Here is a 23860-nt window from a genome sequence, read left to right as displayed (position 1 = left end):
CTTCGTTGAGACCCTCTTAGGCGCCGGCGGTGTGCAGTTCAGCAGGTGGGCCTGCCGGGCGGCTGACAGCTTCGGCGCTCGGCCCTTGAGCTGTCCTTTGGCGCGGGCGATCGCCATGCCTTCGCGGGTGGTGCATCCGCAGTAGGTCGACGCGATCAGCGCCCACACCACGCAGCTACCGCAGGGCGAGCTGCCGCAGGTCGACGGCGGCGTGCTCGTCACGCTCGCCGCGGGGTGCCGGCACACCGAAGGCATCCGGTTCCGGTACCGCACCCACGACGGCACCGAATCCGAGCGCAGCGTCGAACCGTTGCGGATCGTCCACACCGGCCGCCGCTGGTACCTGGTCGCCAGCGACCGTCAGGCCTGGCGGACGTTCCGCGTCGACCGCATCACCCTCCCGGAGCTGACCGGTTCCCGCTACGAGAACCCCCGGACCCGGTCGAGCTGGTTGCCGAAGGCACCGGAGTCGCTCCGTGGGACATCGTCGGCCGAGTCCGCGTCCAGGCCCCGGCTGAGACGGTGAAGAAGCTGATCCCGCCGAGCCAGGGCGTGGTCGAAGCAGTCGACGCCACCACCTGCGAGGTCCGCTTCGCCGCCAACGACCTGGGACCGCTCGTCTCCGGTGTGGTCCGGATCTACTGGCCGTTCGAAATCCTCGACCCACCCGAACTCCGAGCCGCCGTCCACGAGCACGCCCGCCGCCTACTGAACTCCTAGCTCTCGATCGATGAGGTCGCCGAGGAGCAGCTCGGCGCGCTGCACGAACAGGTACGCCTCCTGCCGCTCAGCCACAACCCGTGCCTGCTCGGCCAGACGTACGGCGCTGCCCCGGTCGCCGAGCTTGTTCGCCAGCTGAGCCCCGACGAGCAGGTGCAGGCCGTCCGCCGACCGCTGCCCGTAGCGGTCGCGGAAGGTGTCGGCCTGGTCGAGCGCAACGGCGGCGGCGTCCGGGTCACCGGCTGCCAGCCGCATCTCCGCGAGGAGCGCGTACCAGGTGGAGACGCTGGATCGGACGGGGTTCGTCAGGTTGGCCACGATCAGCCGCTCCGCCGCATCCGCGGCCGTACCAGGATCGCGACCGGTCATCGCCAGCGCCCAGTATCGCGCCAGGCGGAGGTAGGTGCCGAGAAAGACGAACGAGAACTGCGGATCCGCCGCGATCCCACGGTCCGCGACCTGCAGCGCCCAGTCCGGGTCGCCGACGACCGAGGCGGCCCGGGCAGCCATGCACGTCGCGACGGCGGTCGCGTAGGCATCGTCCCCGGCGCCCGCGACGAGCTCGTCCAGGGCCGCCCGGGCGCGAGCGGTCTTCCCGTGGTACGCGGAGATCTCGGCCAGCGTTGCCACGATCAGCAGCCGGAGCCCGTCCCACACCGGGTCGGGGCCGTGATCGCCAGGCAGCCCTTGGGAGGCCGTCGCGGTCAGGTGGCGGTACGACGCTCCGAGACGCCCGAGGTGCCACTGCTGAATTCCCCACGCGGCGTCCCCGTAGCTGCGGACGACCGGATCGCTGGAGGTCGATCCCTGCTCCAGCAGGCGGTCCGCCAGGATGCCGCTGCGTTCGTGCTCAAGGCCTTGCACGTGCGCGGTCCACCGGGAGAACAGAAAGCTCGCGGCCTGACGCTCCCGGCCGAGTGTCTTCGCCACTGTTTCCGCTCGTTCCAGCAGGTCGACGGACGCGGTGCCGTACATGGAGCGCATCCCGGCGACCGCGATCAAGCGGGACAGCGCCTCCAGTTCGAGCTCGGGCAGGGCCGCTCCGCGGGCGCGCTCGACGGCGCGGACGAGGTGACGCTCGGCGTCCCGGAGTGCGGTCTTCGCGGTCGCCCGCGCCCCGGCGCGAAGCAGGGCCGAGACAGTGCGGGCCGGGTCGATGAACGGACCGGCCTCCCACAGATGGTGCGCCGCCCGCTCTGCGAGCGAGTCGTCCGTCGAGCCGACGGCCTCGATCGCGTCGGCGATCGCTCGGTGCAGCGACGCGGCGCGTCCGGGCGGGACGGTCTCGCAGACTGCCTCGCGGACGAGATCGTGGGCGAAGCAGTAACTGAAGGGATCTCCCGGCGCGGGACCGGCGAGACCGAGGTCGCGGACCGGTTCCAGCTGCTCGAGACAGGTCGCCACGTCCGCGGTCGCGATCCGTGCGAGCAGCACCAGGTCAACACTCCGGCCGGCGAGCGCGGCCGCCTGCAGAAGCTCCTGAGCGCCGGGGTCCAGCGCGGCCATGCGGTCGCGAACCACGTCCCGGACGGTCAGCGGGACACCACTGCGCAGCACAGACTCCTCGGTGACGGTCTTGCCGTCGGCGAGGAGCCGCGCCACCTCTTGGACGAAGAACGGATTGCCGGCGGTTCGCGCATGCACCGCACGGGAGACCTCCGCAGCGGGCAGGTCGCCCGTCTCGCGGCGCATCAGCTCGGCAACGCCCGACTGGGCGAGCGGTCCGACGAGGAGCCGGCGATGGCCACGGATCCGGCTCGTGGCGGCAAGAGTCCGGGCCAGCTCGAGGCCGAGCGACGGGTCCCGGTTCCGCAGCGCCGCGACCACGGCAGTACCGGCGGGGAGCCGGGCGACGACATGGTCGAACAGGTGCAACGACGCGGGATCCGCCCAGTGGAGGTCGTCGAGGACGATCACCAGGGGATGCTCGGCTGCGGATTCGGAGATCACCCCGACGACCTCTTCGAACAGCCGGAACTGGGCGCCGTCATCCGGGACGGCCGGTGCTGATCCGGCGGGGTCCCGAGTCTCGGTGAGGCGGCTCAGATCGCCGCTGAGCCACTCCGCGCGACGAGTCGCCGACCGGCTCTGGAGCAGACTCCGGACGACCTCCACCCACGGCCACATCGCGGGAGCGCCGCCGCCCTGGAGACCATGCCCCCAGACAACGCGCGCGGCCCGATCCTGGGCGTGCCGGGCGGTCTCCTGAAGGAGACGGGTCTTGCCGATGCCGGGCTCGCCTTCGAGCAGGACGACAGCCGTCCCGGCCGCGAGCGCCGGCTCGACGGCGCTGCGGAGCAGGCCGAACTCCTCGGCTCGGCCCACCAACTCGCCGTTGAGGGTGGCGGCCGGCGCGGTCCGGGGAGAAGGCGGCGCAGCCACGGCAGTCTGTTCGAGTACCTGCCGCTGGGCGGAACGCAATGCCGCGCCGGGTTCGATCCCGAGGTCGTCCGCGAGCCGGCGCCGGATCACGTCGTACGCCGTCAGCGCCTCCGCCTGCTGCCCGGCGGCGCACAATGAGCGGATCAGGCCGGCGTGCACCGGTTCGTTCAGAGCGGCCATGGTTGAGGCGAGGTGCAGGGCCGGCAGCATCCGATGGGGCCGGTTCAGCGAGATCGCGAGCTCCGCACCCTCGACACAAGCAACGAAGAACTCGTCGTCGAGTCCGGCGAAGATCGCGACAGCGGCGGGGCTGTGCGCGGCGCCGCCTCCGGCCGGGCCGCTCCACAGCTCCAGCGCGGCGGCGTACTGGTCGAGCGCGGCTGCTTCGCGGCTGTTGTCGACAGCCGCCCGAGCCGCGGTGACGAGTTGCCGGAAGCGCGCGAGGTCCAGGACGTCCGGGCCGGCGGTACACAGATATCCGTTGGTGCTCCGCGCGAGGTAGGCACCCGGTTGCCGCGGTGGCAGGGCGGGCTCGAGGAGGCGGCGGAGTGCACCGACGTACTTGTGGATGACGTTCAGTGCACTGGCCGGCTCGTTCCCGCCCCAGATCAGCTCGATCAGCTCGCCGGGGCCGATCGGTCTCCCGACGTGCGCAAGCAACAGCGCGAGCAGATAGGTCTGCTGGCGTGGACCGGGATCGACCTCGACACCGCCGTGCCACACCCGCAGCGGCCCGAGCACCTGCAGCCTCAGCGAGCCGACGTCACCCCAAGGCTGTCCGTCGACGCTTCGAGGTACGAGCGTCTCCGTCATGTCCGGCCCCCTCGTCGATGGTCCGGCCGCCGCGGCATCTGTCCTCACGCGCTTCGGTCAAGTTGCACTCTAGAGGCTGGAGTCCCGCTCCAGCCAGCGATTCCACTGCAAATCCACTGACCGTCAACTGCGGCTCCCTACCGTCGACGGTGGCGTGCACGCTCCCGGCCCCGGAGCGACTGCCCGCGGACCACCTCGAACGAGAAAGGCGAGAACACCATGGCAACGATGACGACCCCCGACGGGGTGGAGCTGTTCTACAAGGACTGGGGATCCGGCCGCCCGATCGTGTTCAGTCACGGCTGGCCGCTGTCGGCCGACGACTGGGACAACCAGATGCTGTTCTTCCTCGGCCATGGCTTCCGGGTGATCGCGCACGACCGCCGGGGACACGGACGGTCCGCCCAGGTGTCCGACGGCCACGACATGAACCACTACGCCGACGACCTCGCGGCGCTCCTCGACCACCTCGATCTCCGCGGCGCCGTGCTCGTGGGGCACTCGGCCGGCGGCGGCGAACTGGTGCGCTACCTCGGGCGGCACGGCGAGAGCCGCGTGGCGAAGCTCGTGCTGATCAGCTCCGTCGTACCGTCGCAGCAGTTGACCGATGCGAATCCTGACGGCCAGCCGCCGGAGGTCTTCGCGGGTCTGAAGCAAGGCATCGCGACGAACCGGTCGGCGTTCTACCGTGAGGTGGCCGCCGGGCCCTTCTACGGGTACAACCGGCCGGGTGCCGAACCGAACGAGGCAGTCATCGAGAACTGGTGGCGCCAGGGCATGATGGGCTCGGCGAAGGCCCAGTTCGACTGCGTCGACGCGTTCGCCCAGGAGGACTACACCGACGACCTGAAGAAGATCAGCGTGCCGGTCCTGGTCATGCAAGGCGACGACGACCAGATCGTTCCCTACCGCAGCACCGCGCCGCGGGCCGTCGAGATCCTCGCGAACGGCACGCTCAAGACCTACCCCGGCTGGCCGCACGGCATCCCGACCACGAACGCCGACGTCATCAACGCGGACATCCTCGAGTTCGTCGAGTCCTGAGGGCAGCACGGCGCCGCCGGTCCCGCTCGGATAGATTCGCCGCGGAACCGGCCGCGCTCGCGCGGTGCCGGGATCGTCGGAGATCGAAGGTGGGTGCGGGTGCCAGAGAACGGACAGACCCGGCGCGATCTGTACGCGGACATGACCAAGCGAGAGGTCCTGCGCTCGGCACGGAAGTTGTTCGGCCAGATCGGGTACTCGCAGACCACTGTCGAGAGCATCGCCCGGGATGCCGGGGTGTCCCCGGCGACGATCTACGCGCAGTGCGGCGGAAAGGAGGGCCTCCTCCGAGCGCTGATGGACTTGTGGACCACGAGCGACCTGGTACCGAGCACCATCGCCGAATGCCTGGCCGCCGAGTCGGCACACGCCAAACTGGACGCGCTGGCGAGGGGGTACGTCGCGATCTACGCGGAGTTCGGCGACATCATCCAGATCGTGACCCGGGCCGCGGCCGCCTCGCCCGTCGCGGAGGCGTACCTAGAGGTGGCCGACGAACGCCAGCAGAACGCGCTCCGGGACATCGTCACCGGCATGCGGGACGCCGGCGGCCTCGCCGACGGGATCACGGTGGACGAGGCCGTCCAGGTCATCTTCTTCCACTTCCGGTACCCGCAGTTCGCGCTCGCCGCGGACGAGTTCGGCTGGGGTGCCGAACGCACGACCCGCTGGCTCACCGAGCGGGTCGCGTCGGTGATCCTTCGGTGATCCTGAAGGCCTAGCGCTCGGCCAGCGCCTTCCGGATCCGCTCCTCCGAGACCGGGTACGGCGTGCCGAGGGTCTGCGCGAACAGGCTGATCCGGAGTTCCTCGAGCATCCAGCGGCGCGACGGATCAGTTCCAGTGGACAGCTAGTTGATCGGCTCGCCGGCGTCCCTCCAGTACGGCTCCATCGGGAACACCGACCGCGCCGCGTCTGTCCACAACCCGTCCACTGGCGATCCCTAGCGTCGTCCCCGGGGCTCCAGCGGGCTCCGGATGCAGGACTAGACCAGAGGGAGCGCAATCATGATCAGCAAGAGACTCACGGCCCTCGTCGGGGCCTCGGTAGCAGTTGTTGCCGCGTGCGTCAGCATGCTCGCCGTCACGACGGCCGACGCCCGCCCGGGCGGCCAAGGCCACGCTCCGGCGGACAAGCCCACGATCGTCCTGGTCCACGGCGCGTTCGCCGACAGCAGCGGCTTCAACGCGGTGATCCAGCGGCTGACGAAGGACGGTTACCCGGTCGTCGCCGCGGCCAACCCGCTGCGAGCGGTCCCGTCCGACGCCGCGCAACTCTCTGCCCTGCTCGACAGCATCAAGGGTCCGATCGTGCTGGTCGGCCACTCCTACGGTGGGGTCGTCATGTCCACGGCCGCCACCGGGAACAAGAACGTCAAGGCGCTGGTCTACGTGGCGGCGTACATCCCCGAGACCGGAGAGACTGTGGCGCAGCTGACCGACAAGTTCCCCGGCAGCACGGTGGACGCGTCCCTCAAGGCGGTGCCGCTGCCGGACGGAGTGGTCGATCTCTACATCGATCCCGCTGTGTTCCGTGCGAATTTCGCGCCCGACCTGCCGGCCAAGGACGCCGCGCTCTACTCGATTACCCAGCGCCCCGCCACCAACGTGGCACTCACCGAGCCGATCCTGGGGGAGCAGGCGTGGCACACGATCCGGAGCTATGCCCTGATCAGCGGCGCCGACAAGATCATCCCGCCCGCGGCCCAGCGGTACATGTCCAAGCGCGCGGGATCGACGGTACAGACGGTCAAAGGCGCCTCCCACATGGTGTTCGTCTCACACCCGGACACGACCGTCTCCTTCATCGAGCGGGCGGTACGTGAAACCACTCGATGAGCGCTGATAACTCACGGGTGGGAGAAGGTGCCGAGTCCGAGCCGCCGTCGCTACGCGCGCTCCCACCCCCGCCTTAGCGCCGGGCGTGGCCGGCTGGGCCACGGACGTGGGGCTATTCGTGGTGCGAACTGAAGTTGGTCGCAGGTTCGAATCCTGCCGGGCGCGCCTCCTGGACCCGCTGGTCAGGCATCGATCTGGCGGCCCGGCACCGGCTGTCAGCCGACTTCGAAGGACTGGTTGGGGTGGCGGGTGGTGCGGCCGGGGTGTTGGGCTGCTGAGGTGTCGGTGGCGGCGGTCTGAGCGGTTGGCGGCTTGGTTTGTTGGGTTATGGCTTGGACGTTGGCTAGTACGGCCTGTTTTTCCTGGAGGGTTTGGGCTACCTCGAAGCTTTGCCAGACCTGGTGGTGGGCTTCTGGGGTCAGGGTGCTTTCGTGGAGCATTTTGTCGACCTGGCGGATCATTCGGTGGTCGTCGCGGTGGACGAAGCTGTCCAGGAGGAGCTTGAGTTCAGGGTCCTGGGCTGGGGCGTGGGTGAGCCAGGCTCGGACGTCGTTGGTGAACTGTTGCTGGACGGCCGTGGTGTCGAGGGGAGCGCCGTCGCGGACTTCGGCTGCGGCGTCCATGACGGCTCGGAGGCCGGCTACCTTGCAGGCCTCGCGGACCACCGGGTTCAGGTACGGCGGGTCCACCAGGATCGGGTTGACGCCGAAGGTGCGGTCCTGCTCCTCGGTGAGGCGACGCTGGACCGGCCCTGACTCGTCCAGGGCTTTGGGGCTGCTCAGCGGGCCCTGGAGGGAGTTCTCGATCGTGCGGATCGCGGCGAGGCTGCCGAACGTCAGCCCGGGATCACGCGGCAGCTCCTTCATACCGCCTCCGATGCCCTCGTCACGGTGCAGCACGTACCCCCGCTTCGTCCCGGGGTGCGGATCCGACGCGATGCCGTCGTAGAACATGTACCGGCCCTCGAAGTGCGTCTCCGGGTACGCCGACGACAGCAGCTCCTGCACCGTCCCCTTGAGACAGCTGTCCATCAGTACGACCCGGCTGCCCGGCGTACCGACCGGGACGCCTGCACCGCGCAGGTAGCGGGTGAGCTGCTGGTAAGACCCAGCAACGTCCTCTGCGGACACACTGGCGGTGTTCTCCCGGTACCCGCTGATCTCCGGGAAGGACTTGCCGCCGTTCTGTTCCAGGTCCTGCACTGCGGCCTCCGCCACCGCCCGGGACAGGACAGCGTCATGGCAGTGCGCCGAGAAGAACTCGGGGTCCAGCGTCCGAGTCGCCACGGACAGGCTGTAGCCGTCCCGGCCGAGGAACACCACCCTGGTGTGCGGGTTGGCCGCCACCTCTCGGCGCAGGTCGCGCAGCATGTCCCGCGCGATCGACGTGACGAAGCGCGCGTGGTGGGCCCGGAACGCGTTGTAGATCCGCTCCACCGCATCCCGGTCCGCCTGGTCCTTCAGCCCGTACGCATCGCTGATCGCCGCCAGCGGCGGGAGCTCTCGTTCGATCGCCACGGTCACCTACCGCCGTCGACGCGGTCGAGCCAGGCCTGCAACGCCCCAGCCTCGGTGCTAACGCCCCACCACAGGACGACACCGCCCTGCTGCGGCTGGAACCGTCCCAGCGCGTCCACCCCGACCGGTACCTGCCTGAAGTCGACGAACGGCAGCGCCAGCCCACCAGCGACGACCACTGCCGGCCCCAGCTCCCCATCGTCCGGGTTCGGGCTTACAAGATCGAGTTTCAACCGTCCAGCCGCCGCGGCCTCCAGTACCGGTCCCGCTCCCCCGTCAACCTGCAGCTGCGTAACTCGCAGCCGGCCGACGACCTCCGAGTCGATGAGACTTGCGAGTGCACTGGTGTCCCGCCCCGCGCCGATCCAGCGCACCTGGCCTTCACCCGGTACTTCAGCAACCGCTGAGGCCTCCGCAGTTACATTCACGTCCTCGCGTCCCAGCGAGTCCAGTACCGCGCGCGCCGCCGCAACGTCGTCGGTGACGACCAGGGCGAGGTCCCGCGCGGTGGACGCCGCGATACGCAGTACCAAGCCAGCGGCACCAACAGCGAGCACCACAGGCGTGCCCTGCAGGTTCTCCGGCCAGGCGGGCAGCTCCGAGGCGCTGTCCGCCAGAGGGGTTCCGGGGAACAGCTCCCCCACGCTGCGCAGCGCCTCCCAGTCGTCCACGGACTGCTGCGCCAGGCTCTTGCGCTCAGGCTGGTCGAAAGTCATTCCATCGTCCTCGTCGTGTTCTGCTGGCCGGTCGTACCGGTCCAGCGGCTGTTCTCGGCTCGCACTGTAGTTCCAGGCCGGGCGGCTCCAGGCGGCAGCAACGCAGGGTCAGTCAACGGCGACAGCCGCAACCCCTGCGCATCTGCCTGCGCGCCCTGTACGACCTGCTGAAGCGGCTCGATCTCATAGTCGGTGGCCGTCCGCACAGCCTCCAGCGCAGCCTCCGGCCCACCGCGCAGCAACTCCTCGTACGGTCGCTCGACAGCCCCAGCGTTGCCGAAGGCAAGGGTCAACCCGGTCGACGTGGTCTTCCGATCCGCCCGCAGATTGACCAGCATCGTCGGCCCGTCCGCACCGACCTGGACGGACTTCTGCACCCGCTGCCACTCCGGATTCGTCCCGATCACCGCAGCGGCCGAGTCGATCAACGCCTGCACCTGGTACCCGTGCTCCCGACCAGGTTGAGCCGGCAACACCAGCCGGTGCTCATGCGGTCCCACCGGCCGGACATGCCCGGCATGCGGAGCAGACGCCCGCAAGGCCGCCCTATCCGCCCATGCCACCGCCGCATCCCCCTGGCCCCGGCCATACCGGCGCAGAGACTGCCGCACAAAGTCATCCACGGGCCTACCGCCGCCAGAAGCCTTGTACTCCGCAGTGACCGCATGCCCCGTCCGATCCCACACGGACAACGCCAACTCGCTACGACTCACCACACCGTTGCCAGCAGCAACCGTGTCCGGCAGAGCCGCCACCGTCCGCGCCAGCCACTCCGCCCGTGCCACTGCCACCGGATCCGCCGCCAGGTCCGGCGTACGCCGCAGCAACTGCTCAGCACTCACCGGCGACGGCTCAGAGACACTCTGAGCCCAATGCCGCACCTCATCCAGATGCGCAGGCTGCAGCCCGACATTCCGGTCGATCGGCATCAGCAGCGTCGGGATGCCCTCGTCGAGGACCCGATCCTCGGCCCACAGCCGATCAGGCTCGGTGATCGCGTCGTCCAGCCAGGCGAACGCCTGATCGCCGACCCCCTCCCGAACGCTGACCGCCTTCCAGTTGTGGCCGAACCGCACCGGCCCGGCCGCGGCCCGGTCGATGTTGACGAACTCCCAGCGCCGGTCGAGCCCGATCGCCGGACCGACCATCCGGTTGGCGGCGTCGTTCCAGGTGGTCCCCCAGCGCAGGTCGACCAGCCCTTCGCGATCCAGCTCGTTCAGCATCCGCCCGTGCTCGGGATGCAGCCAGACCAGGTACTCCTCACCCTTCAGCCGGTACGGCGTGAAGCCCCGCTCGGCCTGGTTCTTCTCCGGGTTCAGCACCCCGTCGATGTCGACCAGCACCCAGGGTCTGCCCGCCATCAACGCTCCACGGTCGGCCGGCTGATGGAGGTGACGGTCGCCGGCTTCTCGCGGGCGCCATCACCCTTCGACAAGTCGACCGCACCGCCGGTACCAAGGAAGCGGCTCATGTCGGCCGGGCCCTTGATCGGCTGGCCGGGCTCCGGCTCCGGCATCATGCCGAGCTTGTCCATCTCCCTCACCAGCCCGGCGGTCCCGTGGTCCCAGCTCCGGTTCTGCTCGAAGTAGTCGCCCAGCCGGACGGCCGACGCCTTGGACTCCTCCGGGTTGCGCAGGTGCCACTCCGCCTTGTCCGCGAAGGCCAGGTGGTACTTGTCCTGCGACAGGCCGGTGGTGTCGACCACTGCCGGGTCGCCGATGCCCTGCGGCACGCTGTTCGGGTCACTGAGGTCCATACCGACGCCTGTGTGGTTGCCGACGATCACTGGCACCCGGTAGCCGGCTACCTCCAGCGGGGCCAGTTCGTAGTCGCCCCAGCGAGCCGTGTGCATGACGAGGTCCGCGCTCCGGATCTCGCCCCGCATGATCTCGAGATCCTTGGTGTAGGCGCGCACCCGGACCGGGAACCCGGCGATGTCGGACAGCATCCGTTCCTGCTCCGCTACTTCGGCCGACCGCGCGCCGAGCATCGTTAGCTGGACCTGCAGGCCCCGGGCCCGCAACTCGGCCGCTGCCCGCGCCGCGATGTCCGCGCCCTTCAGCGGGTCGTCGGTCCGAGTGAACACCAGCAGGTTCTTGATCCGCTGGTTCGGGTCGTGGAAGGCCGGGGACTCCATCACCATGCCGGGCTTCAGCTCGACGACCGGCGGCGGCTTCTCGCACATCCGCGCCAGCCGGCGACCCTCCTCTGTCAGCAGCGGCCCGACACCGACCACCAGGTCGGCCCGCTCGACCAGCGCCCGCTCGGTGATGGTGTGCTCGTTGGACTGCTGGGGGTTGCCGCGGCCACGGTCCATCTGGTCAGCCGTGACGTGCATGAAGTGGATGACTTTGGCGTTCGGGTAGAAGTTGTCCCGCAGGTAGCCCGCCGCGCCACCGGAGAACCGCCCGTGGCCGAGGATCACGTCGATGTCCGGCGGCAGACCGTCGGCGCGCAGCAACTGCGCCCGGGTGTCGGTGATACCCGGGACAGGCTTGAGCACCTGGATGTCGACCAGCCGGTGCAGGTCGGTCGGGGTGGTGACGCGGGCGGTGACCTGGTGGCCCATCCGGGCAAGCGACTGGGCGACCTCACGGTTCACCGCGAACGGCCCACCGCCGTACCACTTGTCAGCGAGAGCCAGTACTCGCAACGGACGGCCGGTGTTCGGTAGACCCTCGAAGGGATCGGACATGCTGTTTCGTTCCTCCGGTGTTCTCGATCAGCCGCGCAGGCCGGCGGCGGTGTAGAAGCGCTCGACCAGCTCGTCGGACACAGCCGCCAACTGCTCGGCGTCCGGGCTGATCAGGCCACGGGCAGCCTCATCGCGCAGACGCGCGGAGAGCTCCCGGAGCAGGGATGCGGCAACCAGTACTTCGGTACCGCCCAACTCGACCGTACGAGCTGCGTCCTCGTCTTGCGGCGGCCGTAGCGACTCACGCGAGCCAGCGGCCTGCTCCCGGAACTCGACCGGCGCCTGGACGGCTTGCCCCTGCTCGTCCCAGCCGTGCCGATAAGTACTGAGCATGTGGCGGCCCGGGTCGGCCGCGACCATCTCCGAATTCATTGCCGAAGAATCCCATGCAGAGGGGCGATCGAGACCATGGTTTCCGGCGCTCGGCCCAAAAAAAATATGCCCCTGGCAAGCAAACGGCACTAGACCGGAAGCGAGCGGGGCCTTATCCTATCCACATGCATAGAACAGATGTGAACACAGATCTCGTCTCAACCCTAGCATCTGATGAAGCAGAGCGCAAGTCCCCGAACGAGGCCGGAGTCTGGCGGCTCGGCGGGCAAGCCGTCAACCGGATCGGCTTCGGCACCAAACGCCTCGGCAGCAGCCCCGAGCAGGCGATCGAGCTGCTGCGCCAGGCCGTTGCCCTCGGCGTCGATCACCTCGACACGGCCGGCTTCTATCCGTCGGTCGGCCGGGCCGGCGAGCAGCACGGCTTCGACAGCCTCGAGTGGGCCAACGACGCGGTCCGGCGGGCGCTCTCGCCGTACTCCGGCGAGCTCACGATCGCCACCAAGGTCGGCCCGACGGAGCACGGACTGGCCCGGCCGGACCAGCTGCGCGCGCTGGTCGAGCACGATCTCCGCCAACTCGGGCTGGAGACGCTGGACCTGGTATACCTCCGCCAGACCGGGCTCGATTCGGTCGCGGAGCATTACGGCGTACTGGCCGAGTTGCAGACAGCTGGTCTGATCAAGCACCTCGGGCTGTCCAACGTCCGGCTCGAGCACCTTGCCCAGGCGCAGGAGATCGCGCCCGTGGTCGCAGTACAGAACCGCTACGGCGTCGGCTTCGGCCGCGTCAACGACACGATGCTGGAAACCTGCGGCGCCCAGGGCATCGCCTTCGTCCCCTTCTTCGCCGTCACCGCCACCGGCCGCGAACAAGGCGGAGTAGCCCACTCCGACCCGGTCGCCACCATCGCCCGCGCCCACGACGCCACCCCCGCCCAGATCCGGATCGCCTGGACCCTGGCCAAAGGCCCCCACGTCCTGGCCATCCCCGGCACCGGCAACCCCATCCACCTGGCCGAGAACATCGCCGCAGGCCGCATCCACCTCACCCCCGCCGACCTAGCCACCCTCGACGCCATCCCCTCCGACTAGCCCAGACTTGACGCCGTGGACCTCGACGCGGAGCTGACCTTGATTGCCGGCTACCTGGCCCGGCGGGATGTTGCTGAGCCGGTTGACGCTGACCTGCTGGTCCTGATGGGCAGCGCCGTGCTGGAGTCGGTGGAGCTGGCTGCGCGGGTTTGGCGACATGGGTTGGTGCCGCGGATCGTGGTCAGCGGTGGGATCGGGCACTCGACGCAGCACCTGCTGGCGAAGGTCGGCCAGGAGGTGCTGCGGCCCGAGTCGCAGATCTTCAGCGAGCTACTGACGGGCGAGTACGGCGTATCGGCCGACGTGATCGAGGTCGAGGAGCGGTCGACGAACTGTGGGGAGAACGCGGAGTTCACCCGGCCGTTCGTCGACCGGGCGCAGCGGATCCTGCTCGTGCAGGACCCGACCATGCAGCGGCGGACGCACGCGTCGTTCGTCCGCTCGTTCCGCGACCTCCCCGGCACCCAGCTGATCAGCTTCGCCCCGGTGATCCCGACGATTACCCCGTACGGCGTCGCGGCCGCGGCCGGCGGGCCGGTGATCTGGGAGCGTGAGCGGTTCGCGTCGCTGGTGCTGGGCGAGATCCGGCGGCTCCGCGACGACGAGGACGGCTACGGTCCACGCGGCCGGGACTTCATCGACCACGTGGACGCGCCGGCCGCAGTAGAAGAGGCATACCGCAGGGTTTCGGATCAGTACCCCGCACTGATCCGGCCCGCGGGTGGCTGATCAGCCCCAGAAGGTGTCCTCGCCCGGCTGGTCCGCTGAGAAGAGCCAGGCCTCGACGATCTTGCCGTTGGTGACCTTCAGGAGGTCTACGCCGTCCTGGGCCAGGTCGGCGCCCGCGCGCTTGGCGGTGAAGTGGATGGGCGCGGCGACGAGATCGCCGTTGAGCATCGGGGGTGCGGTCAGCGACAGCTCGAAGGTCCCCTCGCTGATCTCCATCATCCCGCCGATCATCGCGTTCACGGCGCCCGCGCCGCTCCGTACGCCGGAGAACTGGTTGGCGCCGGGCTGGTGCCAGACGATGTCGTCGGCGAGGAAGCCCGCCACCGTCGCGAAATCCTTCGCCGCGAGCGCGTCGAAGTACTGCTGGACCACTGCCACCGGGTCACTCATGAGATCCTCCAGATCGGTTGTTTGCCCTTGCAGTGGCCAATACTTACTATTGGTGACCATTAACTTCAACGTAACTAATGGGGCCTGATGCCGAAGACTTACGCTCCACCGGCGGGACGCAACTGGGACGTGCTGTCCAGCCAGTGCCCGTCGCGGACCTCACTGGCCCGGATCGCCAACAAGTGGACCGCGATGACCGTGGTCGTGCTCGACGACGGCCCGCTGCGGTTCGGCGACATCCGCACCGCCCTCGACGGGATCAGCGGCAAGGTCCTCACCGACACCCTGCGCGACCTCGAACGCGACGGCATGGTGACCAGGCGCTCGTACTCCGAAGTCCCGCCGCGGGTCGAATACGAACTGACCCCCCTCGGCCGCACCCTCCAAGGCCCCCTGACCGCCCTCTGCCGCTGGGCCGAAGAACACATCCCCGAGGTCCTGGCAGCCCGCGACGCCTACGACGACCGCTGACGAAACGGACGGCAAAACCAGAGGCGGCGACTCACAAGCCCTGCAACCATCGGCAAATGCCGAATCTGCCGTACGTCTACCAGGTCACCAAGTACGACCCAGCCGACCGCGACGACCAGGGCCGGTACGTCGGCGCCGAGGTGACGACCAGCGACCACGGACCCCAGGAAAGCGCCTATCTGTCGGCAGTCACCTCGTTCGCCGCCGAGAGCGGTGTCACCGAACTGACCGTCCGCGATCCACACATCCCCGCCTTCGTCTCCTTCGGGCTCGAGCCTCCGATCGAGGGACACGGTCTGGCGGGGCTGTTCGCGCCCGACCTGAGTGACTATTTCGACGGCGCCGTCGTGTCGATCGAGGTGGGACTCGCCTTGGTTCGCGCGATGCTTCGCGATCATGGCGCGTGGTGCCAACTCGAGGTGGAGGACCGCTTCTGCGTCCAGGTCGGCTATGACCAATACCTGTACATCGGCAGCACGACGTACTGCGAACGCGCCCTGGAAGTCACCGTGCAAGCCGGCCTGTTCCCGGTTCGGATCGACCGGTCTCCCTACGACGACCTGGACGACGATGGTCCGGCCCAGCCCGCCGACGACGCCTTCTGGGCCGAGGTCGCCTCGCTCGCCGAGGGGCATGGAGCCGTGCTGCTGGCGGAGCATTTCGTTCGGAACGGCGTCCGGTGGCATCGGGTCGAACCCGGCCACCTCCACGCCGTACGCCGGCGGTTGGCGCCGCGGGCGATCGTCGAGATCTGGCCGGACTGCTCGACTGATTTCGACACCGTCCGTGCGCAGGCGGCGTCGATGGAGCTCGGCTGCGAACTGATCTGGGTAGACCGCACCGGAGCCATCCACACCGAACGCGTCGAGGAAGCCGCCGGCCTGGTGATTCCCGGCGAGGCGGTCGGGGCGCTTGTCGTCTCGTCGACCTCTGACGGCTACCGCCCGCTGGCCCAAGCCGTGCTTCCCGATGCCGACGGCGTACTGCGCGCCCGCTGGGTGCCGTTCAGCTGAAGGAATTCGGCGACGGCCGCGTCTTCCCGGGGCACGACTGAGCGCGTAGTGTTGGATTATGTATACAGGTGAACGGTATGCTGGCTACGGCCGGGTGCGGGGTTGAGGGGCGATGTTGCTGCGTCAGCTCGAGTACCTCGTCGCACTCGCCCGGGAGCGGCACTTCGCCCGCGCGGCTGACACTTGCTACGTCTCGCAGCCGTCGCTGTCCGCCGCGATCCGCAAACTCGAGCAAGAACTCGACGTACCGATCGTCCGCCGCGGCCGCCGCTTCGAGGGCCTCACACCCGAAGGCGAACGCGTCCTGCTCTGGGCCCAGCGCATCCTGGCCGAACGCGACGCCCTGCGACACGAACTGTCCGTCATGCGCGGCGGCCTCACCGGCACCCTCAGGCTCGGCGCCATCCCCACCGCCATGCCCGTCGTCTCGCTCCTGACCACCCCGTTCTGCGCCCGCCACACCCAGGCCCGCGTCACCCTCGAGTCGCTCTCGTCGCGCGACATCACCCAGAAACTCGCCGAGTTCGAACTCGACGTCGCCATGACCTACCTCGACGACGACACCCTCGGCCAAGTCCGCAAAACACCCCTGTACGAAGAGCGCTACCTCCTCCTCACCCCCGAAACCAGCGACCTCGCCGAACTCCCCGTCGCCACCTGGGCCCAAGTCTCCGAACAACCCCTCTGCCTGCTCTCACCCCAGATGCGCAACCGCCGGATCATGAACGGCTACTTCACCGACGACGGCGTCACTGCCACCCCCGCGATCGAGAGCGACACCGTCTCCGGCCTCTACAGCCACTTGCGCGGCAACCACTGGAGCACCGTCATCTCCCACGCCTGGCTCCACATGTTCGGCGTACCCGCCGGTATGAAGGTCGTACCGCTCAAATCCCCCGCCCACGGCCCACGCGTCGGCCTGGTGATCGCCGCACGAAGCCCCGAACCCGTCCTCGCCCGCGCCCTCCTCGACGTCGCCCGCCAAGCCGGCGTACACACCGCACTGGACGAACTCCTCGACGTCCACCTGATGGGTGGCCAGCTCACCCGATAGCGCGCGCCTATCCCGGGATAGCAAGCAAGTCTTGGACCGCGGCCACCCTCGAGAAGCACTGTTGAAGGACCGAATCCCCTTCAGACGTTGAGGAGTTGCCCATCATGGCCAAGGTCTTGTGCGTGCTGTACGACGACCCGAAGGACGGCTATCCGACCACCTACGCGCGCGACGACATCCCGGTCATCGCGTCCTACCCGGGCGGCCAGACCGCGCCGACCCCGAAGGCGATCGACTTCACCCCGGGTGCCCTGCTCGGCAGCGTCTCCGGCGAGCTCGGCCTTCGCGAGTACCTGGAGAGCCAGGGCCACACCCTCGTCGTCACGTCCGACAAGGAAGGCGAGAACTCGGTACTCGACCAAGAACTGCCCGACGCCGACGTGGTCATCTCACAGCCGTTCTGGCCCGCGTACCTGACCGCCGAGCGGATCGCCAAGGCGCCCAACCTCAAACTCGCGATCACCGCCGGCATCGGCTCGGACCACGTCGACCTGGACGCCGCGATCGCCGGCAAGATCACCGTTGCCGAGGTCACCTATTGCAACAGCATCAGCGTCGCCGAGCACGTGGTGATGATGATCCTCGGCCTGGTCCGCAACTACCTCCCGTCCCACCAGGTCGTCCTCGACGGCGGCTGGGACATCGCCGACTGCGTCGCCCGCTCGTACGATCTCGAAGGCATGCATGTCGGTACGGTCGCCGCCGGCCGCATCGGCACGGCGGTACTGCGCCGCCTCGCACCCTTCGACGTCAAACTGCACTACACCGACCGCCACCGCCTGCCCGAGTCGATCGAGCGCGAACTCAACCTGACCTTCCACCCCGACGCCGCCAGCATGGTGCCGTACTGCGACGTCGTCACCGTCAACGCGCCGCTGCACCCCGAGACCGAGGGCCTGTTCAACGACAAGCTGATCGGCACGATGAAGCGCGGCACCTACCTGATCAACACCGCCCGCGCGAAGATCGCCGACCGCGACGCCATCGTCCGCGCCTTGGAGAGCGGTCGGCTCGCTGGGTACGCCGGTGACGTCTGGTACCCGCAACCCGCCCCGGCCGGCCACCCGTGGCGGACCATGCCGCACCACGGAATGACCCCGCACATCTCCGGCTCGTCCCTGTCCGCTCAGACCAGGTACGCCGCCGGCACCCGCGAGATCCTCGAGTCCTTCTTCGCCGGTACGCCGATCCGCGACGAGTACCTGATCGTCGACGGCGGCCGGCTGGCCGGTACCGGCGCGCACTCGTACTCCACCAGGTCCTGAACGTAACCGGGATCACGTCGCACGTAACCGGGATCACGTGAGACGCGGGCATAACCGCCCGGCACACCTGGTTGAATGTATACAGAAGGCAGAATTCCAACCCAGATGAGAGGGCACCATGATCTTCACCCGTAGGTTCGGCGCTCTGGCGGCCCGGCCGCAGTTCCCGGATGCACCGGAGCTGCAGCAGCAGGAGCTGGACGTCGACGTCGAAATCCAGCACAACCAGCACACCGAGAGCGGCGAGCAGGAGCGCGTCACCACTGCCGCCTGAGGACCAGCCCGATCGGTGCTCCGGACACACGCGTCACCACCGCGGCGGCGGACTCCCCGCGGGGCAGAATGCAAGGATCCGGAGCACCGGGAGCAGGACGATCGACCGTGGCACTTGGTAGACTGTCTACCAAGTGCCACTTGTATCTCCATCATCACCGGCGGGGAAGGACCTCATGACGACAACCAGCGCGGGCCCGGAAGCCAACTCCGACTCCCCTGGCGTCCGGCACGTCAAGCGGCCGACGCCACTGCGGGAGTCGGTCTACGAGGCCCTCACCGAGATGATCATCGACGGCACGCTCGAGCGTGGCCGGCACCTGGTCGAGGTGGAGCTGGCCGGCATGCTCGGCGTCTCCCGCCAGCCGGTCCGCGAGGCGCTGCAGCGGCTGAACAACGAGGGTTGGGTGGATCTGCGGCCTGGCTTCGGCGCGATGGTGCATGTACCTGCTGAGGACGAGGTGGACCAGTTGCTGGCCGCCCGCGCCGCGCTCGAATCCGAGTCCGCGCGACTGGCCGCGCGCAACCCCGACAAGGACGCCGTCGCCAAGCTCAAAGAGCTCTGCAAGATCGGCGCCCAACTGCAGGAGACCGGCGACATCGACGGCACCGTCCGCACCAACGCCGAGCTCCACAGCCTGATCACCGAAATGTCCGGCAACCGCTTCCTGGTCGACTTCGCCGGCCAGGTCGACCGCCGGGTCCGCTGGTACTACACCCCCGTAGCCCCCGTCCGCGGCGCGGCCTCCTGGCGTGAACACACCCGCCTGGTCAAAGCAATCGCCGACGGCGACGAAGACAAAGCCGCCCAGATCATGCGAGAACACACCGAACACACCCGCAAGGCCTACCACGACCTCCAAACTGGCACCCCCACCGAAGACTCCCCCACCCCCGACAAAAAGCCCCGCCGCCGCACCACCTAACCACCCCACCCAGCTCCCCTCACCCCCGCCCCACCCGACGCCCCACCCGGGCCCCTCGCCCCGCCCCACCCGGCTCACCCCACTCCCTCGCCCGGCCCACCCGACGCCGCGCCGCCACATCTGGGGGGTTAACCCCCCAGATGGTGGGTTGCACCCTCCGGATCTCGTGAGGCAACCCACCATCTGAGGGGTTAACCCCTCAGATGGTGGGCGGCGGGACGGTGGGCGCTGGGATGGTGGGCGCTGGGATGGTGGGCGCTGGGATGGTGGGGCGGTGGGGCGGCGGGATGGTGGGCGCTGGGATGGTGGGCGGTGGGGTTGGTTACTTTGTCGCGTTGGCGTTCTTGCGGTTGCGGGTTGTGGCGGCCTTGCGGGCTGCCAGGGAGTCGGCTAGGTGGATGTAGTCGCCTACTACCCGGCGGGCGTAGGGGTTGTGGTCGAGGATGCGGGGCCACCAGTGGCGGCCTAGTTGTTCGTGCATCCAGAGGAAGCCGATGGCGAAGCCCATGCTGAGCAGGGCGCGGAAGGCCAGGAACTTCCAGGGTTCGGCGGGGAGGCCGGGAGTACCGACCACGGACCACTCGGTGACGACGGCGTGCACCAGCAGTGCGAGTGGGAAGCCGATCACCCAGTAGACCGCCGCCGGGGCGAATACGCCGGCGGGAAGCTTGCCGAGGGCAAGCAGTACGGCGTACCCGACACCGAAGAGCACCAACGGAACAGCCAGGCCCAGGCCGGTGACGATCGCCCAGCCGATGGGCCGGCCGACAAACGCGGCCAACCCACCGGCGACGAACCCGGCTGCTACGCCCACGGTGGCCGCGGGCAACGAGAACTCCATGAGCTGCCGGATCTTCAACCTGTCCATGATCAGCCCACGACCACGCCGAAGCGCACCAGGCTGTAGAACAGCATGCCCAGATAGAAGATCGCGCCGAACCCGATGATGACGTTGCGCACCGGTCCCGGCCGGATCGGTTTGGGCAGCAACTTGTTGTTCACCAGGAGCAACACGATGCAGTACGCGCCCATCGCGAAGGTCGACAAGAAGGCCAGCACATCGAGGATCCCCGCCGGACCATCGGCCGGCCCGAACAGCAGGATCAGGATGCCGAACGTGATCACGCCCCAGAGGAACCCGGCGTACAACTTCGACATCGAGAACCGTTTGGCGCCCGGGATGAAGTAGTACGTCATGTCCGCCTGACCCCGCGAGAACGAGTCGAACAGACCCAACGTCGCGTTCAGGCCGATCAGCGCGATGAAGGCGAAGAACAAGGTACCCAGGATCGGGCTGCCCGCCGAGGCGAACGAGTCGGACATCGCCTTCAGCGCCGCCTCCCGGTCACCGCCCTCGATCAGCGACGCCACATTCGGATTCTGCCGCGCCGCCGACATGGCCAGCACGGTGAACGAGATCGTGACCAGCATCGTGATACCCCAGAAGAGCAGCAGCGCGTCGAAGGTGACCCACTTGCGCCAGCCCCTCCACTTCTTCATCTCCTCGGGGTCCTCGGTGTCGAACATGTACCCGCGCGACGGCATCGCCTCCGCCTCGCCGGACGTCCGCAGACCACGCACCTTCGGGATGTGCGCGCCCATACCGGCACCGCTGTCCCGCAGCTGCAGCGTGTACCACATCTGCTGCATGCCCGACGGGCCGGCGAAAGCGATCGAGCCGACCAGGATCGGGAACCACGCCTCCGTCAACGCCTTGTCCGGCAGGAAGCCGATCGCGAACATGCCGGACAGCGTCTGGGCCAGGTCGTCCCAGCTGCCGACGATCGCCGCGATGATCGACGTACCGACCACCAGGAAGCCGATCAGCAAGCCGAGCAGCTTCTCGAGGAAGTTGTAGATCACCGACAGCATGCTGAACAGCACGCCCACGAACACCAGGGCCACACAGGCGGTCGCCTGCCAAGGTATCCCCGTGATCTCCTCGAACGCCGCCGCGCCGGCCGACAGGTGGCCCGGCCAGATGTAGATCAGGATCGCCGCGACGTAGAAGAACCACATCAGCGGTTTGAACACCCGGGCGGCGCCGAAGAAGATGCTCTCTCCGGTCGCCATCGCGTACCGCGCCATCTCCAGCAGCACGAACGCCTGCAGGGTGACACCGACCATGAACAGCCAGCGGATGTCCGGACCGAACACCAGGACGAGCCGGGGCCACATGTAGGACTCACCCATGCCGACGCCCAGCGCGACCAGGAAGACGGTCGGACCGAGGATGTGCAGAGAAGGCGGTGCTGGCGGTAGCGGCCGGATCGGCATCGGTTCGAGCCGGCCGGCCTTCCAGACCCGATCGGTCACCGCTGCTGCCGCGGGCTCTTCGGGTACTTCTGAGGTCTTGCTTGTGACGTCCAAGGCGGACTCCTTAGATCGACGCCAACTGGGGTGGGGTGACTACTTGCTACAGCGCGCCCGCGTTCCGGGCCCAGCGGTACTTGGCACCGAGCACCTGGACCGGTGTCTCGGTGGTGTACGGATATGCGACTACCCCGTGTTCGAACAGGTACTGACTTGCTTGCTCGACCTCCACGTCACCCGACAACGAGGCGACGACCGGCTTGTCGATGCCCTTGGCCCGGTACTCCTCGACCACCTCGGCGACCAGCTTCGCGAACACCATCGGCGGCGTCACGATCGTGTGCCAGTAGCCCAGGATCAGGGCGTGGATCCGGTCGTCCTCGAGCCCGAGCGCGACCGTGTTCCGGTACGTCGACGGCGGCTCGCCACCGGTGATGTCGACCGGGTTCCCGGCCGCCCCGAACGGCGGGATGAACTTCTTGAACGCCGCGTCCAGATCCGGCGGGATCGTCATCAGCTGCAGCCCGTTGTCGACGCAGGCGTCCGAAAGCAGGACACCCGAGCCGCCGGCGCCGGTGATGATGACGACGTTCTCGCCCTTCGGCGTCGGCAGCAGCGGGATCCCCCGGGCGTACTGGAGCATCTCGTTCAGCCCCGGCGCCCGGACCACGCCGCTCTGCCGCAGGATGTCGTCGTAGACCTTGTCGTTGCCGGCCAGCGCGCCGGTGTGCGAGCTGGCCGCCTTGGCGCCCGCGCTCGTCCGGCCGGCCTTCAGCACGACGACCGGCTTCTTCTTCGACACCCGCGCGGCCGTCTCGGCGAAGGCCCGGCCGTCCTTGAGATCCTCTAGGTGCATGGCGATCAGGTTGGTGTTGTCGTCGGTCTCGAAGAACGTCAGGAGGTCATCCTCGTCGATGTCGGCCTTGTTGCCTACCCCAACGATCGCCGAGACGCCCATCCGGCTGGACCGGCTGAAGCCGAGGATGGCCATCCCGATCCCGCCGCTCTGCGATGAGAGCGCGACACTGCCCTTCACGTCGTACGGTGTGCAGAACGTCGCGCACAGGTTCTCCGGCAGGTAGTAGTAGCCGTAGATGTTCGGCCCGAGGATCCGTACGCCGTGCTTGCGGGCGATCGCGACGACCTCGTCCTGCAGCTCCTGCTCACCGGTCTCGGCGAACCCGGACGGGATCAGGATCGCGCCCGCGACCCCCTTCTGCCCGCACTGCTCGAGCGCGCCACCGACGAACTTGGCCGGGACGGCGAACACCGCGACGTCCACGTCCCCCGGCACGTCGGTGATGGACGGGAACGCCTTCAGCCCCAGCACCTCACCGCCGCGAGGGTTGATCGGGTAGATGTCACCCTTGTATCCCCCGTTGACCAGGTTCTTCATCACCGAGTTGCCGATCTTGCCGTCCTCGTTGGACGCGCCGATCACGGCCACCGCGCGCGGCTTCATGATCCGGGTCATCGCGGTCAGGATCTCGTCCTGGGTGTAGCGCTCGACCGGCTTGCCGGCCCCGGCGTCCACGATGATCCGGAAGTCGACCGCGGTGGCGCCGTCCGGACCGGCCAGCACCGGGTTCAGGTCGACCTCCGCGAACTGCGGGAAGTCCTCGACCAGGTCGGACAGCTTGCTGATGATGGCCGCGATCGCGTCCTTGTCGACCGGCTTCGACCCGCGGACGCCGTTCAGCATCTCGTGAGCGCTGATGCCGTCGACCATCGACCGCGCCTCAGAAGCAGAGGTCGGCGCGAGCCGGAAGGTGACGTCCTTGAGCACCTCGACCAGGACGCCGCCCAGCCCGAAGGCGACGATCTTGCCGAAGGTCTCGTCGGTGACGGACCCGACGATCACCTCCTGCACGTCGCCCCCGGTGACCAGCATCTTCTGCACCTGTACGCCGGTGAGCTCGGCCTCAGCGTCATAGGCACGAGCGTTCGCGATGATCCGCTCGTACGCCGTGACCGCGGCCTCCGCGCTGTCGACGCCGACCACCACGCCACCGGCCTCGGTCTTGTGCAGGATGTCCGGCGAAACGATCTTCAGCACGACCGGGAACCCGATCTCGGCCGCCAGCGCGGCGGCCCCCTCGGGGCTGGTGGCCAGCCCCTCACCCGGCGTCGGGATCCCGTACGCGTCGGCGACCTGTTTGGCCTCCGGTGCGCTCAGCGAGGTCCGGCCCTCCGCCAGCGCCCGGTCGAGGACGGACTGGACAGCTGCCTTGTCATAAGTCATGCCTGAAGCTCCTCAGAAGCGGTTGGGTGGGACGG

Annotated in this window: 24 protein-coding genes; 13 read left to right on the top strand and 11 right to left on the bottom strand. The window is 68.5% G+C overall.

Going from position 1 to position 23860, the window contains the following annotated elements; genetic code table 11:
- Positions 1–211: 211 nt before the first annotated feature.
- Together ABD116_RS41920 and ABD116_RS41915 are read left to right on the top strand one after the other, a co-directional pair.
- The gene (locus ABD116_RS41920) at positions 212–526 is read left to right on the top strand and encodes a helix-turn-helix transcriptional regulator (protein ID WP_343971175.1); all 315 of its coding nucleotides are present in this window, start codon (positions 212–214) and stop codon (positions 524–526) included.
- On the top strand, positions 523–720 hold the full coding sequence (locus tag ABD116_RS41915) for a WCX domain-containing protein (RefSeq protein ID WP_486336011.1): 198 nt from the start codon (positions 523–525) through the stop codon (positions 718–720). The genes ABD116_RS41920 and ABD116_RS41915 overlap by 4 nt, the downstream gene beginning before the upstream one ends.
- Here ABD116_RS41915 and ABD116_RS18390 read toward each other — a convergent pair.
- Positions 706–3915, bottom strand: coding sequence for an ATP-binding protein (locus tag ABD116_RS18390; RefSeq protein WP_343971172.1), 3210 nt, complete (start codon positions 3913–3915; stop codon positions 706–708). The genes ABD116_RS41915 and ABD116_RS18390 overlap by 15 nt on opposite strands.
- Positions 3916–4143: 228 nt before the next feature.
- Here ABD116_RS18390 and ABD116_RS18385 point away from each other — a divergent pair, with 228 nt between their 5' ends.
- A complete protein-coding gene (locus ABD116_RS18385) occupies positions 4144–4959 on the top strand; it encodes an alpha/beta fold hydrolase (RefSeq protein WP_343971169.1) in 816 nt (271 codons plus the stop codon).
- 99 nt (positions 4960–5058) lie between these two features.
- Positions 5059–5667 (top strand): TetR/AcrR family transcriptional regulator, encoded by a 609-nt coding sequence (locus ABD116_RS18380; RefSeq protein WP_343971167.1) that lies wholly within the window; start codon positions 5059–5061, stop codon positions 5665–5667.
- A 10-nt stretch (positions 5668–5677) separates the two neighbouring features.
- Here ABD116_RS18380 and ABD116_RS18375 read toward each other — a convergent pair whose 3' ends face one another.
- Positions 5678–5776, bottom strand: coding sequence for a DUF3418 domain-containing protein (locus ABD116_RS18375; RefSeq protein WP_343971164.1), 99 nt, complete (start codon positions 5774–5776; stop codon positions 5678–5680).
- Positions 5777–5966: 190 nt separating this feature from the next.
- Between ABD116_RS18375 and ABD116_RS18370 the strand changes: the two genes are divergently transcribed.
- Complete coding sequence (locus ABD116_RS18370; protein ID WP_343971161.1) at positions 5967–6797, top strand: alpha/beta fold hydrolase; 831 nt, start codon at positions 5967–5969, stop codon at positions 6795–6797.
- A 215-nt stretch (positions 6798–7012) separates the two neighbouring features.
- Here the strand turns inward: ABD116_RS18370 and ABD116_RS18365 are convergent, their stop codons facing one another.
- From ABD116_RS18365 to ABD116_RS18345, 5 genes are read right to left on the bottom strand one after another with little or no spacing between them, the layout of a single operon-like run.
- Positions 7013–8314 carry a hypothetical protein gene (locus ABD116_RS18365; protein WP_343971158.1) on the bottom strand — a complete coding sequence of 434 codons (1302 nt, stop codon included), beginning with the start codon at positions 8312–8314 and terminating at the stop codon, positions 7013–7015.
- A gap of 2 nt (positions 8315–8316) precedes the next feature.
- Positions 8317–9030 carry a hypothetical protein gene (locus tag ABD116_RS18360; protein WP_343971155.1) on the bottom strand — a complete coding sequence of 238 codons (714 nt, stop codon included), beginning with the start codon at positions 9028–9030 and terminating at the stop codon, positions 8317–8319.
- On the bottom strand, positions 9027–10391 hold the full coding sequence (locus ABD116_RS18355; RefSeq protein ID WP_343971153.1) for a hypothetical protein: 1365 nt from the start codon (positions 10389–10391) through the stop codon (positions 9027–9029). Before ABD116_RS18355 ends, ABD116_RS18360 begins: the two co-directional genes overlap by 4 nt.
- Positions 10391–11725, bottom strand: a complete 1335-nt coding sequence (locus tag ABD116_RS18350; RefSeq protein WP_343971150.1) for a glycosyltransferase — start codon at positions 11723–11725, stop codon at positions 10391–10393. Before ABD116_RS18350 ends, ABD116_RS18355 begins: the two co-directional genes overlap by 1 nt.
- 27 nt (positions 11726–11752) lie before the next feature.
- Complete coding sequence (locus ABD116_RS18345) at positions 11753–12097, bottom strand: hypothetical protein (RefSeq protein ID WP_343971147.1); 345 nt, start codon at positions 12095–12097, stop codon at positions 11753–11755.
- 125 nt (positions 12098–12222) lie between these two features.
- Here ABD116_RS18345 and ABD116_RS18340 point away from each other — a divergent pair, with 125 nt between their 5' ends.
- Positions 12223–13149: an aldo/keto reductase gene (locus tag ABD116_RS18340; protein ID WP_343971144.1), complete on the top strand. Its 927-nt coding sequence runs from the start codon at positions 12223–12225 to the stop codon at positions 13147–13149.
- A 15-nt stretch (positions 13150–13164) separates the two neighbouring features.
- Positions 13165–13878, top strand: a complete 714-nt coding sequence (locus ABD116_RS18335) for a YdcF family protein (protein WP_343971141.1) — start codon at positions 13165–13167, stop codon at positions 13876–13878.
- Here ABD116_RS18335 and ABD116_RS18330 read toward each other — a convergent pair whose 3' ends face one another.
- Positions 13879–14268: a nuclear transport factor 2 family protein gene (locus ABD116_RS18330; protein WP_343971138.1), complete on the bottom strand. Its 390-nt coding sequence runs from the start codon at positions 14266–14268 to the stop codon at positions 13879–13881.
- An 87-nt stretch (positions 14269–14355) separates the two neighbouring features.
- Between ABD116_RS18330 and ABD116_RS18325 the strand changes: the two genes are divergently transcribed.
- The 6 genes from ABD116_RS18325 (at position 14356) to ABD116_RS18300 (ending at position 19270) form a co-directional block, all read left to right on the top strand.
- Entirely contained in the window at positions 14356–14739 is a 384-nt protein-coding gene (locus ABD116_RS18325; RefSeq protein WP_343971136.1) for a winged helix-turn-helix transcriptional regulator, read from the top strand.
- 56 nt (positions 14740–14795) lie between these two features.
- A complete protein-coding gene (locus ABD116_RS18320; protein WP_343971133.1) occupies positions 14796–15752 on the top strand; it encodes a hypothetical protein in 957 nt (318 codons plus the stop codon).
- Positions 15753–15864: 112 nt separating this feature from the next.
- Entirely contained in the window at positions 15865–16806 is a 942-nt protein-coding gene (locus ABD116_RS18315) for a LysR family transcriptional regulator (protein WP_343971131.1), read from the top strand.
- A 104-nt stretch (positions 16807–16910) separates the two neighbouring features.
- Positions 16911–18071, top strand: coding sequence for an NAD-dependent formate dehydrogenase (locus tag ABD116_RS18310; protein ID WP_343971128.1), 1161 nt, complete (start codon positions 16911–16913; stop codon positions 18069–18071).
- A gap of 118 nt (positions 18072–18189) precedes the next feature.
- Positions 18190–18345, top strand: a complete 156-nt coding sequence (locus tag ABD116_RS18305; protein ID WP_343971126.1) for a hypothetical protein — start codon at positions 18190–18192, stop codon at positions 18343–18345.
- A gap of 175 nt (positions 18346–18520) precedes the next feature.
- Positions 18521–19270, top strand: a complete 750-nt coding sequence (locus ABD116_RS18300) for a GntR family transcriptional regulator (RefSeq protein WP_343971123.1) — start codon at positions 18521–18523, stop codon at positions 19268–19270.
- A gap of 322 nt (positions 19271–19592) precedes the next feature.
- Here the strand turns inward: ABD116_RS18300 and ABD116_RS18295 are convergent, their stop codons facing one another.
- Genes ABD116_RS18295 through ABD116_RS18285 form a run of 3 tightly spaced genes read right to left on the bottom strand, consistent with a single transcriptional unit; the run spans position 19593 to position 23825 of the window.
- Positions 19593–20138: a hypothetical protein gene (locus ABD116_RS18295; RefSeq protein WP_343971120.1), complete on the bottom strand. Its 546-nt coding sequence runs from the start codon at positions 20136–20138 to the stop codon at positions 19593–19595.
- Between the two features lie 2 nt (positions 20139–20140).
- Positions 20141–21640: an Nramp family divalent metal transporter gene (locus tag ABD116_RS18290; protein ID WP_343971117.1), complete on the bottom strand. Its 1500-nt coding sequence runs from the start codon at positions 21638–21640 to the stop codon at positions 20141–20143.
- Positions 21641–21686: 46 nt separating this feature from the next.
- Positions 21687–23825, bottom strand: a complete 2139-nt coding sequence (locus ABD116_RS18285; protein WP_343971114.1) for an acetate--CoA ligase family protein — start codon at positions 23823–23825, stop codon at positions 21687–21689.
- Between the last annotated feature and the right edge of the window lie 35 nt (positions 23826–23860).

Source organism: Kribbella koreensis (genome assembly GCF_039525325.1).
Taxonomy (GTDB): Bacteria; Actinomycetota; Actinomycetes; order Propionibacteriales; family Kribbellaceae; genus Kribbella; species Kribbella koreensis.
Note: the sequence above shows the minus strand (reverse complement) of the source record. Positions and strands in the feature narration are given on the sequence as shown.

What these genes read in the sequence shown, in the direction of transcription:
- ABD116_RS18345 (WP_343971147.1), bottom strand. Translation starts at nt 12,097, where the DNA reads ATGAATTCGGAGATGGTCGCGGCCGACCCGGGCCGCCACATGCTCAGT.
- ABD116_RS18360 (WP_343971155.1), bottom strand. Translation starts at nt 9,030, where the DNA reads ATGACTTTCGACCAGCCTGAGCGCAAGAGCCTGGCGCAGCAGTCCGTG.
- ABD116_RS18390 (WP_343971172.1), bottom strand. Translation starts at nt 3,915, where the DNA reads ATGACGGAGACGCTCGTACCTCGAAGCGTCGACGGACAGCCTTGGGGT.
- ABD116_RS18320 (WP_343971133.1), top strand. Translation starts at nt 14,796, where the DNA reads ATGCCGAATCTGCCGTACGTCTACCAGGTCACCAAGTACGACCCAGCC.
- ABD116_RS18325 (WP_343971136.1), top strand. Translation starts at nt 14,356, where the DNA reads ATGCCGAAGACTTACGCTCCACCGGCGGGACGCAACTGGGACGTGCTG.
- ABD116_RS18300 (WP_343971123.1), top strand. Translation starts at nt 18,521, where the DNA reads ATGACGACAACCAGCGCGGGCCCGGAAGCCAACTCCGACTCCCCTGGC.
- ABD116_RS18385 (WP_343971169.1), top strand. Translation starts at nt 4,144, where the DNA reads ATGACGACCCCCGACGGGGTGGAGCTGTTCTACAAGGACTGGGGATCC.
- ABD116_RS18340 (WP_343971144.1), top strand. Translation starts at nt 12,223, where the DNA reads ATGCATAGAACAGATGTGAACACAGATCTCGTCTCAACCCTAGCATCT.
- ABD116_RS18355 (WP_343971153.1), bottom strand. Translation starts at nt 10,391, where the DNA reads ATGGCGGGCAGACCCTGGGTGCTGGTCGACATCGACGGGGTGCTGAAC.
- ABD116_RS18315 (WP_343971131.1), top strand. Translation starts at nt 15,865, where the DNA reads ATGTTGCTGCGTCAGCTCGAGTACCTCGTCGCACTCGCCCGGGAGCGG.
- ABD116_RS18305 (WP_343971126.1), top strand. Translation starts at nt 18,190, where the DNA reads ATGATCTTCACCCGTAGGTTCGGCGCTCTGGCGGCCCGGCCGCAGTTC.
- ABD116_RS18330 (WP_343971138.1), bottom strand. Translation starts at nt 14,268, where the DNA reads ATGAGTGACCCGGTGGCAGTGGTCCAGCAGTACTTCGACGCGCTCGCG.
- ABD116_RS18350 (WP_343971150.1), bottom strand. Translation starts at nt 11,725, where the DNA reads ATGTCCGATCCCTTCGAGGGTCTACCGAACACCGGCCGTCCGTTGCGA.
- ABD116_RS18375 (WP_343971164.1), bottom strand. Translation starts at nt 5,776, where the DNA reads ATGCTCGAGGAACTCCGGATCAGCCTGTTCGCGCAGACCCTCGGCACG.
- ABD116_RS18295 (WP_343971120.1), bottom strand. Translation starts at nt 20,138, where the DNA reads ATGGACAGGTTGAAGATCCGGCAGCTCATGGAGTTCTCGTTGCCCGCG.
- ABD116_RS18285 (WP_343971114.1), bottom strand. Translation starts at nt 23,825, where the DNA reads ATGACTTATGACAAGGCAGCTGTCCAGTCCGTCCTCGACCGGGCGCTG.
- ABD116_RS18370 (WP_343971161.1), top strand. Translation starts at nt 5,967, where the DNA reads ATGATCAGCAAGAGACTCACGGCCCTCGTCGGGGCCTCGGTAGCAGTT.
- ABD116_RS18310 (WP_343971128.1), top strand. Translation starts at nt 16,911, where the DNA reads ATGGCCAAGGTCTTGTGCGTGCTGTACGACGACCCGAAGGACGGCTAT.